This window comes from Cytobacillus depressus (assembly GCF_008923245.1).
GTDB classification, from domain to species: domain Bacteria; phylum Bacillota; class Bacilli; order Bacillales; family Cytobacillaceae; genus Cytobacillus; species Cytobacillus depressus.
Genome location: NZ_WBOS01000001.1, coordinates 906,708 through 920,731, shown reverse-complemented (window position 1 = coordinate 920,731; position 14,024 = coordinate 906,708). Strand labels below are relative to the sequence as shown.

Annotated in this window: 11 protein-coding genes and 2 other annotated features (1 of these 13 only partly in view); all 11 genes read left to right on the top strand. The window is 38.5% G+C overall.

The genetic code is table 11. From position 1 onward, the window contains the following. The first annotated feature begins 99 nt into the window (after positions 1 to 99). Positions 100 to 2,730 carry a DNA polymerase I gene (gene polA, locus F7731_RS04420; protein WP_151533541.1) on the top strand — a complete coding sequence of 877 codons (2,631 nt, stop codon included), beginning with the start codon at positions 100 to 102 and terminating at the stop codon, positions 2,728 to 2,730. 84 nt (positions 2,731 to 2,814) lie between these two features. After that, positions 2,815 to 3,642, top strand: a complete 828-nt coding sequence (gene mutM / locus F7731_RS04415) for a DNA-formamidopyrimidine glycosylase (RefSeq protein WP_151533540.1) — start codon at positions 2,815 to 2,817, stop codon at positions 3,640 to 3,642. 401 nt (positions 3,643 to 4,043) lie between these two features. Then, positions 4,044 to 4,679, top strand: coding sequence for a sporulation membrane protein YtaF (gene ytaF / locus F7731_RS04410; protein WP_151533539.1), 636 nt, complete (start codon positions 4,044 to 4,046; stop codon positions 4,677 to 4,679). 20 nt (positions 4,680 to 4,699) lie between these two features. Continuing rightward, complete coding sequence (gene coaE, locus F7731_RS04405; protein WP_151533538.1) at positions 4,700 to 5,299, top strand: dephospho-CoA kinase; 600 nt, start codon at positions 4,700 to 4,702, stop codon at positions 5,297 to 5,299. A gap of 201 nt (positions 5,300 to 5,500) precedes the next feature. After that, positions 5,501 to 6,529, top strand: coding sequence for a glyceraldehyde-3-phosphate dehydrogenase (locus F7731_RS04400; RefSeq protein WP_151533537.1), 1,029 nt, complete (start codon positions 5,501 to 5,503; stop codon positions 6,527 to 6,529). 310 nt (positions 6,530 to 6,839) lie between these two features. Next, positions 6,840 to 7,220, top strand: coding sequence for an adenosylmethionine decarboxylase (speD, locus tag F7731_RS04395; protein ID WP_151533536.1), 381 nt, complete (start codon positions 6,840 to 6,842; stop codon positions 7,218 to 7,220). Between the two features lie 120 nt (positions 7,221 to 7,340). Continuing rightward, positions 7,341 to 7,805 (top strand): transcriptional regulator NrdR, encoded by a 465-nt coding sequence (nrdR, locus tag F7731_RS04390; RefSeq protein WP_151533535.1) that lies wholly within the window; start codon positions 7,341 to 7,343, stop codon positions 7,803 to 7,805. A gap of 60 nt (positions 7,806 to 7,865) precedes the next feature. Then, positions 7,866 to 9,281 carry a replication initiation and membrane attachment family protein gene (locus F7731_RS04385; protein ID WP_151533534.1) on the top strand — a complete coding sequence of 472 codons (1,416 nt, stop codon included), beginning with the start codon at positions 7,866 to 7,868 and terminating at the stop codon, positions 9,279 to 9,281. After that, complete coding sequence (gene dnaI / locus F7731_RS04380; protein ID WP_151533533.1) at positions 9,281 to 10,210, top strand: primosomal protein DnaI; 930 nt, start codon at positions 9,281 to 9,283, stop codon at positions 10,208 to 10,210. Before F7731_RS04385 ends, dnaI begins: the two co-directional genes overlap by 1 nt. A gap of 252 nt (positions 10,211 to 10,462) precedes the next feature. Then, on the top strand, positions 10,463 to 11,350 hold the full coding sequence (gene ytxC, locus F7731_RS04375) for a putative sporulation protein YtxC (protein WP_151533532.1): 888 nt from the start codon (positions 10,463 to 10,465) through the stop codon (positions 11,348 to 11,350). 57 nt (positions 11,351 to 11,407) lie between these two features. After that, positions 11,408 to 11,633 (top strand) — a binding site (T-box leader). 195 nt (positions 11,634 to 11,828) lie between these two features. Next, entirely contained in the window at positions 11,829 to 13,760 is a 1,932-nt protein-coding gene (gene thrS, locus F7731_RS04370) for a threonine--tRNA ligase (RefSeq protein ID WP_151533531.1), read from the top strand. Between the two features lie 238 nt (positions 13,761 to 13,998). Continuing rightward, positions 13,999 to 14,024 (top strand) — a sequence feature (ribosomal protein L20 leader region) (it continues 103 nt past the right edge of the window).

Below are 14,024 nucleotides of genomic sequence, written 5' to 3'. Positions count from 1 at the left end.
AACGGTTTATTATTTATGCTTAATTATAGGTATAACCATTTCTATTAAATAATGATCTGGCTTCAGTGCATAAGCATTTTTAAATAAGGTGGGATTCAATTGAATAAAAAACTAGTGTTAATCGACGGCAATAGTATTGCCTATCGGGCATTTTTTGCTTTGCCATTATTGAATAATGATAAGGGAATACATACGAATGCGGTTTACGGATTCACAATGATGTTATCAAAAATTCTTGAGGACGAAAAACCAACACATATACTCGTTGCATTTGATGCTGGAAAAACAACCTTCCGCCATAAAACGTTTAGTGAGTATAAGGGAGGCAGACAAAAGACTCCGCCAGAGTTATCGGAGCAATTTCCTTTTATTCGGGAGCTGCTTGATGCCTATCTGATACCGCGTTATGAATTAGAAAACTATGAAGCGGATGATATTATCGGAACATTATCTCTTCATGCGGAAAAGAATGGCTATGAAGTTAAAGTAATTTCCGGAGATAAAGATTTAACACAGCTCAGCTCAGATACTACGACTGTGGCGATTACCCGTAAAGGGATTACTGATATTGAGGAGTATACTCCAGCCCATATCGCCGAAAAGTACGGGATTACACCAGAGCGAATTATTGATATGAAAGGTTTAATGGGTGACAGCTCTGATAATATCCCAGGCGTACCAGGTGTTGGTGAAAAAACAGCTTTGAAATTACTTAAGGAGTTCGGAACACTTGAGGAGCTGCTGGCGTCTGTTGATAAAGTAAGCGGGAAAAAGCTGAAAGAAAAACTTGAAGAATTTAAAGACCAGGCATTAATGAGTAAAGAGTTGGCGACCATCACGAGGGAAGCTCCAGTTGAAATTAAGCTTGATGACATTGAGTACGATGGCTTCGATAAAGAGAAGGTTGTTACTATTTATAAAGAGCTTGGGTTTAACTCCTTATTAGAAAAAATGGGTGATTCAGCTCGGGTTGAAGAAGTAGATTTAGAAAAAATTGAATTTACGATTGTTGAAGAGATAACTGAAGAAATTTTTGCAGATGAGAATTCTTTTTATATAGAAGTATTAGAGGATAACTATCATTATGCTGATATGATCGGCTTTTCGATTGCTAATAATAAAGGAACTTTTTTTATTTCGGCTGAAAAAGCACTGGCCTCTGAAGCATTTAAACAATGGGCAGAGGATGAAACGAAATCTAAAATTGTTTACGACGCAAAACGGTCAGAAGTTTCTTTACGGCACCATGGAATTCATTTAGCTGGAATTACTTTTGATTTACTTATCGCTGCCTATCTTATTAATCCATCCGAAACAATCGAGGATGTTGCTTCCATCGCTAAAACACATGGATATACAGCCATTCAATCAGATGAAGCTTTTTATGGAAAAGGAGCGAAGCGCAGGATCCCGGAAGAAACTGAGCTTGCCGGACATCTTTCTAGAAAGGCGGATGTACTTCTAACATTAAAGGACAAGCTAGACCAAGAGCTTAAAGATAATCAGCAGGATGAATTATTTTATGATTTAGAAATGCCTTTAGCATTCATCTTGGCGGATATGGAATCGACAGGGATTAAAATGGATCTTGGGCGTTTAAATGCTATGGGCGAGGAAATTCTCACCAAGCTTGCCGACATAGAAACACGAATTCATGAATTCGCTAGCGAAAAGTTTAATATTAATTCCCCTAAACAGCTTGGGGTGATCTTATTTGAGAAATTAGGTCTTCCTGTAATCAAAAAAACGAAAACAGGCTATTCTACATCGGCTGACGTTCTCGAAAAGCTTGAGCAGGACCATGAAATTATCAAAGAAATTCTTCATTATCGCCAGCTAGGAAAGCTGCAGTCTACGTATATTGAAGGCTTATCAAAAGTTGTCAATCAAGAAAACCATAAGATTCACACGAGATATAATCAAGCTCTTACGCAAACAGGCCGATTAAGCTCGACAGATCCAAACCTTCAAAACATCCCAATTCGATTGGAAGAAGGAAGAAAAATTAGACAAGCCTTTATTCCATCTGAGCGGAACTGGGTCATTTTTGCTGCCGACTATTCTCAAATCGAGTTAAGAGTACTTGCTCATATAGCTGGTGATGAGAAGCTGATCGATGCCTTTAATCATGACATGGATATTCATACTAAAACGGCAATGGAAGTCTTCCATGTAAAAGAGGACGAAGTAACAGCCAATATGCGCCGTCATGCAAAGGCAGTAAACTTTGGCATTGTTTATGGAATTAGTGATTATGGTCTTTCGCAAAGTCTTGGGATTACACGTAAAGAAGCAGGGGAATTCATTAATAAGTATTTAGAGAGCTACCCAGGTGTGAAGCAATATATGTATGATATCGTTCATGATGCAAAGCAAAAAGGCTATGTATCCACATTGCTTCATCGAAGAAGATATTTGCCAGAAATTACGAGCCGAAATTTTAATCTTCGCAGCTTTGCGGAGCGGACAGCGATGAACACACCGATTCAAGGAAGTGCAGCAGATATTATTAAGAAGGCAATGATCGATATGGCTGCTCGTTTACAGCAAGAGAATTTGAAAACAAGTCTTCTACTTCAAGTTCACGATGAATTAATTTTTGAAGCACCAGAAGAAGAGATCGAGAAGTTGAAAAAAGTCGTTCCAGAAGTAATGGAAAATGCCGTTGAATTAAAAGTTCCTTTAAAGGTCGATTACTCCTACGGACCAACATGGTTTGACGCAAAATAGAAAAGCGGAAGCGCCTTGATCAGGAGCGATGATTATGCTGCCGTAGTATTCCTTGTGGAGCTAGACAAATTAGGAGGTGATTAGATGCCAGAATTGCCAGAGGTGGAAACGATCCGCCGTACTTTGGACGAACTAATAATAAATAAAACGGTCGAACGCGTTTCAGTTCATTGGCCCAAAATAGTAAAGCATCCTGAAGAGGTTGTCCAATTTCAAGACGCCCTCGTTGGACAAACATTTACTGGAACGGGCCGACGAGGAAAGTTTCTTATCCTTTATACGAATGATTTCGCTCTTGTTTCTCATTTAAGAATGGAAGGAAAATATGGGCTTTTTAAGCAAACAGATGAGATTGATAAGCACACGCATGTAATCTTTCATTTTACAGATGGAACAGAGCTGCGATATAAAGATGTTCGGAAATTTGGAACGATGCATCTTTATTTAAAAGGGGAAGAATTTCAGCTCCTTCCTTTGTCGCAACTAGGGCCAGAGCCTTTTTCAAAGGAATTTACGAAAGAAGTATTGGCCTCAAAGCTGTCGAGAACGAAAAGAGGAATTAAAGCAGCCCTTCTTGATCAAAAAATAGTGACAGGACTTGGAAATATTTATGTGGATGAAACATTATTTAGATCAAGAATTCATCCAGAAAGACAGGCGGACAGTTTGACAGCCACAGAACTTGCAACACTGCATAAGGAAATCATTGCAACTTTATCAGAGGCGGTTCAAAAAGGAGGAAGTACGATTCGTTCGTACATTAATTCTCAAGGACAAATTGGCATGTTCCAGCTTGAGCTTTTCGTTTACGGGCGAAAAGGGGAAGAATGTAAAGCGTGTGGTACGACACTTGAAAGAATAATTTCAGGCGGCCGCGGAACCGTGTTTTGTCCAAATTGCCAGAAGTTATAAAGGAAGCTCGCCACTGGCGAGCTTTTCTTTGTCCAGCGCCATATCAAGGCACTTCCGCATTTCTTTGTCCAGCTCCAGCGCCTAGCCCCGACGTACAGGACGTACTAGTGTCGACAGTGCGACAGGACGTCGCGTTTTTGTCGACCTCGAGGTCATAAGCCAAATCCTCACGAAAGGAAAAAACACCTTTCGCAAGGATTCGTCTTATGCTTGTCGGACTTGCACAGGATGTGCTGACGTCGACGTTTGCCACAGGACGTGGCGGTATTTAGTCGACGTTCATCTTGCAAGGCGCTTCCGCATTTCTTTTTAACAATGGATAGGCTTCTCCCATATACTATCTTAGCGATTGACAGGTATCAACAAGATGAGTGTTGATACTAAGGAGGAGTCCTGTTCAAATGGTGCATACAATATCACTTCTAATATTAGCATTTGCTGTTAGTCTAGATAGCTTTAGCGTCGGATTAACATATGGATTAAGAAAAATGACCATCCCATTCAAATCAATTGGAATCATCGCATGCTGCTCTGCAACTGCGCTAATACTTGCGATGACAATTGGTCGTTTCCTCATTAAGCTTTTTTCGCCTGCATTCGCGCAGAGTTTGGGAGGAATCATTCTTATTTGTCTCGGAGCGTGGGTTCTTTTTCAATTTTTCCGCTCTGAAAAATCAAGGGATGTTCTTCCGCATGAAAAAACGATTGTCAATTTTGAAATTAAATCACTCGGCTTAGTCATTCATATTTTGCAAAAGCCAATGTCAGCGGATTTTGATAAGTCAGGAACGATCACAGGAATTGAAGCATTAATTCTAGGTGTGGCTTTATCACTGGATGCTTTCGGTGCTGGGTTTGGTGCAGCAATGTTAGGCTACTCTCCATTTTCGTTAGCGCTAACCGTTGCGTTTATGAGCTCATTATTTGTATACTTTGGTTTAAAGGTCGGTTCCGTTTTTTCAAAAAGTAATTGGGTACAAAAGTTTACATTTATCCCAGGAGTATTATTGATAATAATTGGGATTTGGAAAATATAGCAGTCAAGAGAGGTTTAGCCATGTCAGTTGTTGTTGGTCTAACAGGTGGAATTGCGAGCGGAAAAAGCACCGTCGCTTCCATGTTAATCGCAAAAGGGGTTCCAGTCATCGATGCAGATATAGAAGCACGATTAGCTGTTGAAAAAGGAGAAGAAGCATATGAAGAAATCATTGCCCATTTTGGCAATGAAGTTCTTCTTGAAAATGGATCAATTGATAGGGCTAAATTAGGATCCATTATCTTTCATAATGAAAAGGAGCGTCAAAAGCTGAACAGCATTGTTCATCCCGCAGTTAGAAAGAGAATGTTGGCCAAAAGAGATGGTGCCATAACTAAAGGTGAAAAGCTTGTCATATTAGATATTCCTTTACTATTTGAAAGCAAGCTTTCCTATTTGGTCGATAAAACGATATTAGTTTATGTAGATGAGGACATTCAATTAGAGCGGCTTATGAAGCGGAATGAGCTTTCTGAGTCTGATGCAATGGCGAGAATTCGTTCACAAATGCCCCTAAAGGATAAAGTTCAGCTAGCAGATGCTGTCATTACAAATAATCGAACAATCGAGGAAACAGAACAGCAGCTTAATAAGATCTTGCAACAGTGGAATGCTATTTAGAAGCCGATGTGCTTCTTTTTTTTTGTTATAAATCCTAAATACGGGATTCTGGTAGAATCAGTCATACATAGGTTTAATTGTTTTTATAATTAAAAAATTTAAACTCCACATTTTAATCATTACAAATGTCTATTAATATGTTATACTAATTACAGTTTGTAAGAATAAAAAGTATAACACTTATGCGGAAGGGGCCGTAAAATGAAAGCGAAAATTGCGATTAACGGTTTTGGGAGAATTGGACGAATGGTATTTAGAAAAGCCATTCTTGATGATAAACTTGATGTAGTTGCCATTAATGCAAGCTATCCAGCTGAAACTTTGGCACACTTGATTAAATATGATACAAACCATGGAAAATTTGAAGGGGAAGTTATTCCAGAAGATGGAGCAATTGTTGTCAATGGAAAGCGTGTTCAATTATTAAGCAACCGCAATCCCCAAGAGCTTCCTTGGAAAGAATTAAACATTGACATTGTTATTGAAGCAACTGGTAAATTTAACTCTCGCGATAAAGCTGCTCTTCATCTTGAAGCAGGTGCGAAGAAGGTTATTTTAACAGCACCAGGAAAGAATGAAGACGTAACAATCGTTATGGGTGTAAATGAAAGCGTATTAAACATTGCTGAGCATGAGATTATCTCAAATGCATCTTGTACAACAAACTGCCTAGCACCAGTGGCAAAAGTACTTGATGAGCAATTTGGCATTGAAAATGGATTAATGACGACTGTACATGCTTATACAAATGATCAGAATAATATTGACAACCCGCATAAAGATTTACGCCGTGCGCGTGCATGTGCTCAATCTATTATTCCAACATCAACTGGAGCTGCTAAAGCGTTAACATTAGTGCTTCCTCATTTAAAAGGAAAGCTTCACGGAATGGCTTTACGTGTGCCAACTCCAAACGTTTCACTAGTTGACCTTGTTGTTGATCTGAAATCTGATGTAACGATTGAACAAATTAATGCAGCATTTGAACAAGCATCTAATGGTGCATTAAAGGGAGTATTAGATATTACAGATGAGCCATTAGTTTCAATCGATTTCAATACAAATGAGCATTCTGCAATTATTGATGGATTATCAACAATGGTAATTGGAACGAATAAAGTAAAAGTATTAGCTTGGTATGATAACGAGTGGGGTTATTCTTGCCGTGTAGTAGATCTTGCTAAATATGTAGCTCAGGAGCTATTTAAAGCTGTACCTGTAAATGCTTAATCTTTGATAATAATATTTTATTTAGGCTTGCCAACAAAATTGGCAGGCCTATTTAGCTTTTTACTATGAATACATAAAAAAGACTCTTTTTATTGTTATATATACCATGCTTTCTCCCTCCCTTTAACAATTTTCAGAAAGTGTATTGCAAAAAGAAAATAAACGAAGTATACTAGTCCTCGTGAACTTCTATAATTTTGTTTATAGTAGCTACTTAAAGGGTTAGGACCTCTTTGGACTAACTTTCCCCCGTGGTAGCTGTCTGGAAATTAAGAAATTCATTATTATTGTTAAAGGGGGAAATTTGAATATGGAAACGATGGGTCGTCACGTAATCTCAGAACTTTGGGGATGCGATTTTGAAAAATTAAATGATATGGATTTTATTGAACGTACATTTGTAGATGCAGCATTAAAGTCAGGTGCTGAAATTCGCGAGGTTGCCTTCCATAAATTTGCACCACAAGGTGTAAGTGGGGTGGTCATCATCTCTGAATCTCATTTAACTATTCACAGCTTTCCAGAGCATGGCTATGCCAGCATTGATGTATATACGTGTGGTGATCTTGACCCTAGCATTGCTGCAAATTACATTGCAGAAGCGTTAGGTGCAGAAACGCGTGAGAATATTGAGATTCCTCGCGGGATGGGTCCAGTTCAAGTTAAACAAGCGCAAGCAAACATTTTATAATTAAAAATGGGCACAAAAACTCAGGGGTGTATGAAATACACCCCTTTTTTAATTGTCTAGGTAATAGTACAATAAGAATATCGAACGAACAATGAATGAAAAGAATCCGGAGCTGATCGAATGAGATGTCCTTCATGTCAAAATAACAATACGCGTGTTCTTGATTCCCGCCCTGTTGATGACTCCAGGTCCATTCGCCGCAGACGGGAATGTGAAGCATGCGGATATCGTTTCACTACCTTCGAAAAGGTAGAAGAAATTCCGCTTATTGTCGTTAAAAAAGAGGGAACAAGGGAAGAATTTAGCCGTGACAAAATATTACGCGGTTTACTTAAAGCTTGTGAAAAACGTCCAGTTGCCTTAAAAGTATTAGAAGAGATCACTTCAAGTGTTGAGAAGGAGCTCCGCAGTAATGGTGTCTCTGAAATTCAAAGTGAATCAGTCGGGGAAATGGTAATGGACAAGCTGGCGAAAGTTGACGATGTAGCTTATGTAAGATTTGCATCTGTTTATCGACAATTCAAAGATATTAATGTGTTCATTGAAGAATTAAAAGAACTAATCAAAAAAGAAAAGGAAACTTGAGCTAAAATTCTTTAGCTCTTTTTTATGTAAAATGACATTATAAAAGAAGGGTTGATGAAAATGGTTCAGCATTGGCAGGAATTACTTCCGATTGATCGCTATGTGGTAGCTGCTAGCGGGCTTTTGCATGATTATGACCGAAAAGTGCTGACTTTTTTGTATCAGCCTTTAATCGGCGCTACATGTTTTAGTTTATTTATGACTTTATGGTCGGAACTGGAGGAAAACCGCTTATGGTCCAGCTCTAATTCGCATCATAGCTTAATGAATTTTATGGAATTGGGATTAAGTGACATCTATAAAGCCCGTATTAAGCTTGAAGGAATTGGGCTTCTGAAGGTTTATGAGAAAAAAGATGATGAGGCCAGATCGTTTATTTACGAACTCATCCCGCCTTTAACGCCAGAGCAATTTTTTTTAGACGGGATGCTTAATATATATTTATATAGAAAAATTGGTAAAAGTCAATATTTGAGATTAAAGCGGTTTTTCTCCGAAGATAAGGTAGAATCTAAGGAAAATTACTTTGAAGTCACAAAATCATTCCAGGATATTTTTATGACGGGTCATATGGATTCGATTGTTTATGATTCAGAAGCAGAGCAGATTTTGCAGGTCCCCGATGGGAAAGGGTTTATTGGAAGGGATGAACAGGAGCGTGTTCAAATAAGTCATGATACATTTAATTTTAATCTGCTAGAAGCGGGCTTAAATAAATCACTCATCCCGAAAGAGGCTTTCACGAAAAAAGTTAAAAATGCGATCAGCAATCTTGCTTTTTTATATGGAATTGATGCGATTCAAATGAAGAACATTGTCATTAGTGCCATTACAGAAGATAATGAAATAAATATTGAAGAGTTAAGAAAGTCTGCGCGTGACTGGTATCAATTTCAAAATCAGGATCAACTCCCATCATTAGTGGATCGAACCCAGCCAGTAGCAGAGCGGACGCAATTGAAAGAGCCAGAATCGCAGGAGGAAGAATTACTGCGTGCTTTAGAAAGTACATCTCCAAGACAAGTGTTAAAGGATCTTTCCGGAGGAGCAGAGCCCTCTAAAGGTGACCTAAAAATTATTGAAGATGTGATGTTTAACCAAAAGCTTCTTCCGGGTGTTGTGAATGTCTTAATTCAGTATGTCATGCTGAAATCAGATATGAAATTAACGAAGGGCTATGTCGAAAAAATCGCAAGCCATTGGGCGAGGAAAAAGATTCAAACGGCAAAAGCTGCGATTGAGTTAGCTAAAAGTGAGCATAGACAATATATGGAGTGGGCAGACGGGAAGAAGAAACCAGCTAACTCTACAAGTAAAAAGAAACCGATTCGAACGGAAATGCTTCCTGACTGGTTTGAAGAAACAGGTGCCCCTGCTCCAGATTCAACGGAAAAACAAGACGAAGATCTTGAACTGAAAAAGCGAGAACTAGAAGAAACTTTAAAGAAGCTGCGTTCAGGAAAAGAGGCTGACTAATGGAAAGAATTAATGATACTTTAAAACGATTGGCTGGCAGAGAGGATTTTCAAAAAAGATATGAGATGCAGCGGCGAGAAACATTAAATCATCCAGATGTAAAAGCCTTTCTCAAGAGCCATGAAGACGAATTAACCGAGAAAATGATTGAAATAAGCATGGTAAAGCTTTATGAATATACGAATCAGAGTAAGCAATGCAATAAATGTCCAAGCTTAGAGGGATGTGTCAATTTCATGAAGGGCTACCATCCGAAGCTTGTCATTCAAAGAGGAAGTATTGATCTGCATTATGATAAATGTCCACGAAAAGTTCTGCATGATGAAAAGCGCAAAAATGAAAAATTAATTCAAAGCCTATACGTGCCAAAAGATATTCTCGAGGCTTCCTTCGACTCCGTTTACGAGGATGATGAAAGAATTGATGCTGTTCAAAAAGCAGCTTCCTTTATTATGAATTATAAGCCAGGTTCGAGACAGAGGGGTTTGTATTTTTACGGGAAATTCGGAGTCGGTAAATCATATTTATTAGGTGCGATTGCCAATGAATTAGCTAAAAAAGAAATTCCCTCGATGATTGTCTATGTTCCTGAGTTATTTAGAGAATTAAAAAGCTCAATAGCCGATTCATCATTAAACGAAAAAATTGAAACGATCAAAAAAGTTCCTGTTTTAATGTTCGATGATATTGGGGCTGAAACGATGTCAAGCTGGACAAGGGATGAAGTATTAGGCCCGCTTCTCCAATTTCGCATGCTAGAAAGCCTGCCTACATTTTTTACTTCTAATTTTGATTTTCAAGGGTTAGAGCACCACCTTTCATATAGTCAACGTGGTGAGGAAGAAAAAATGAAAGCAAGAAGGATTATGGAAAGGATTAATTATTTGGCTGAGCCTGTCATTGTCGCAGGGAAAAATCGCAGAATTTAACTTTTTGCATATTTGGAAGCTATTCTTATTTTTTGAGGGTAGCTTCCTTTTCATTTATCGCAGATTAACGGGCAGTAAGACGGACACGATGTCAAAGTCACGGGACGTGGCGTTTTGAGCGTGATAAGTTCAACTAATAATTAGAGGGAAAAGCACCCTCTGATTAAAGTTTCACTAATCAGGATACTTCTATTTTGTCCAAATCCCCCATATACATTTACAACAGAGATTTTAAAAAAAGGGGGGATTTTGTTGATTGAAATCACGTTCCAGAAAACTGAAGAAGCTAGAAATTTATATAAATATTTACAGTTATATTTAGCCTCTTCAGCACTTCCGAATAAAAATATTCTTCAATTTGAAGATCAACATATAGTAAGAATTAATATTAACCCTAAAATGGAAAAACAATTAGAAATCATTAAAGAGGTTTTTTATAAATTCATCATTAATAGTAAGCAAGATGACTGGTTTCGCAAAATTATGGCCGAGCATTATTATTTTGAAGATGAAGAAGAACAGCAGCAAATTCTTGAAATTATTCACTCTATTCTAGAAGGAAATCGCAAGGAACTGGCCGTATTTCTCAATGACCTTGATATGGAGAGGGATATAAAGAGTGCCATAAATGAAATATTCCATGAAAATATTACTTTTTCCTTTGATTCCTTTGTAAAATTTAGGATGCGTCCTCTAATGGAGCAAATGATTAAATACGTGGAAATTTCAATAGATGAATATAAAATGGAACAAGAATATCAAATGTTTATTCAAACATTAAGAGACTTTTTATTAGGGAGAAAGGCGAAGCAAAAATCTATTCATTTACTCATACACGATGGAATTCACTTTTTTGATGAACAATTTACTGAAATTAAGCGGGAAGATTTAGTACGGATGATCGACCGCAAGCTTCTTATTAATCACCCGGTTTATGTCGATTCAAGTTCAATTGCTCCTTTGCTTTCAATAGCCCCAGAGGTTATTTATTTATATATTGCCGATCGAGATCAGCCGCTCGTCAGGACGATTCAAAACATATTCGAAGAAAGAATTGTATTAGCCACAATTGATGAATTTTCTGAAAAGATAATCAGCGATCCTTTAGCACAAATAAAAAAATATAAAGATGCCCCTTGATTTTCCCGAAGTAACAAACTATAATACGTACATAATATGAAATGCAGTTATAATTAAGGATAAGTAATGATAAGGACATGAGTATTCTTTTACGGTTACAAGAGAGGGAAGGCAAGGCTGGAACCTTCCTAACACGAATTGAATGCTTACCACCTTTGAACTTCAGCTCGGAAATGGGCTGACGGTCACAAGCCGTTAAATTGCTACAAGTCATTTCGCGCTTTTTTTCATGTGAAATGAGAAGTAGGGTGGAACCACGTGTTAATAACAACTCGTCCCTTTTTTAGGGGCGGGTTTTTTTATTTTTATCGCGGATTAACGGGCAGTAAGACTCCCACCTCAAAACTTTAGATGAATTGGGGAAGTTGAAGTGGGAGATCAACTGCCCGTAAAGGCCCGATAAGTTCAACTAACATTCAGTGGGAAATAAAACCCCCCACTGAATGAAGTTTCACTTTATAAATTAGGAGGAAAGACCATGTCAGATGTAATTAAAGTTTCGTTTCCAGATGGGGCCGTAAAGGAGTTTCCTAAAGGAACGACAATAGAAGATATTGCTGCTTCTATCAGCCCAGGACTGAAAAAGAAGGCAATTGCAGGAAAACTAAACGGCCAAATGTACGATCTTCGCCGTCCAATTGAAGAAGACGGAGCTATCGAAATCGTTACTCAAGATAGCAGCGATGCATTAGAGGTTCTTCGCCACAGTACAGCACACTTAATGGCGCAAGCAATTAAGCGTTTATTTAAAAATGTTAAGCTTGGTGTAGGTCCAGTAATCGAAGGCGGATTCTATTATGATATCGATCTTGATCAGTCTTTAACTCCTGAAGATCTTCCGCTTATTGAAAAAGAAATGAAAAAAATCATTAACGAAAATTTAGACATCGTTCGCAAGGAAGTCAGCCGTGATGAAGCTGTCCAAATGTTCAAAGAAATTGATGATGAATATAAGCTTGAACTAATCGAGGCTATTCCAGCTGATGAAACAGTGACAATCTACGAGCAAGGCGAATTCTTCGATCTTTGCCGCGGTGTTCACGTACTGTCAACAGGCAAGCTAAAAGAAATTAAGCTGCTAAGCATTGCAGGTGCATACTGGCGCGGAAATAGCGATAATAAAATGCTCCAGCGTATTTACGGTACAGCTTTCTTTAAAAAGGAAGATTTAGCTGAGCATCTCCGCTTGCTTGAGGAAGCAAAAGAGCGTGATCACCGTAAGATCGGAAAAGAATTAAACTTATTTACAAACTCGCAAAAAGTTGGTCAAGGGCTGCCTCTATGGCTTCCGAAAGGAGCAACAATTCGCCGTATTGTCGAGCGCTATATTGTTGATAAAGAAGTACGCCTAGGCTATGACCATGTTTATACACCAGTAATGGGCAGTGTAGAACTTTACAAAACATCTGGTCACTGGGATCATTACCAGGAAGATATGTTCCCGGTTATGGAAATGGATAATGAACAGCTCGTGCTTCGTCCGATGAACTGCCCTCACCATATGATGATTTACAAAAATGGTATTCACAGTTACCGTGAGCTGCCAATCCGTATTGCTGAGCTTGGAACGATGCATCGCTACGAAATGTCGGGTGCTTTATCCGGTCTTCAGCGTGTGCGCGGAATGACATTGAACGATGCACATATTTTTGTTCGTCCAGACCAAATTAAGGAAGAATTTATCCGTGTTGTTCGACTTGTGCTTGATGTGTATAAAGACTTTGGCATTGAGGATTATTCTTTCCGCTTATCCTATCGTGATCCACAAGATAAAGAAAAGTATTTTGACGATGACCAAATGTGGGAAAAAGCACAAGCGATGCTGAAAGAGGCTATGGATGAAATTGGTCTTGATTATTTTGAGGCTGAAGGCGAAGCTGCATTCTATGGTCCGAAACTAGATGTTCAAGTAAAAACTGCTTTAGGCAAAGAAGAGACATTGTCAACTGTTCAATTAGACTTCTTATTGCCTGAACGCTTTGATTTATCATATATCGGGGAAGACGGAAAGCACCATCGTCCAGTCGTTATTCACCGCGGTGTCGTATCAACAATGGAACGCTTTGTTGCCTTCTTAATTGAGGAGTATAAGGGAGCATTCCCAACATGGCTTGCACCTGTTCAAGTTCAGGTTATTCCTGTATCTCCAGATGTGCATTATGATTATGCAAAACAAGTAGTTGAACAACTGAAAGCTGAAGGCTTCCGTGTACAGCTTGATGATCGCAACGAGAAAATGGGCTATAAAATTCGTGAAGCACAAATGCAAAAAATCCCATATATGCTAGTTGTCGGTGATAATGAAGCAGCTGAAAAAGCGGTCAATGTCCGTAAATATGGAGAGCAGAAATCAGAGACAGTTCCATTTGCTGACTTTATGGCTGGCTTAAAAGAAGAAGTAAAACGCTAATCAATAAGGTAAAACGTTGATTAGAGGATAGCGACGAGGAGGCTCCCCGTTCGCCCGCGATCGCTAAGTGCCTACGGGAGACTCCTATTTGATAGACAAAGCAATTTTTACTAAAACTTAAAAATGTATTGCATGATTCCGATACTTTTGTTACAATTTTCTTCGTTGCGATGAAAATGATCGTTTGACAGCAAAGCATTGTTTGTGATATAGTATCTAAGGTAACTGAATATAGTTTGAGGATAAGAAGAAGCACCCGCTTCT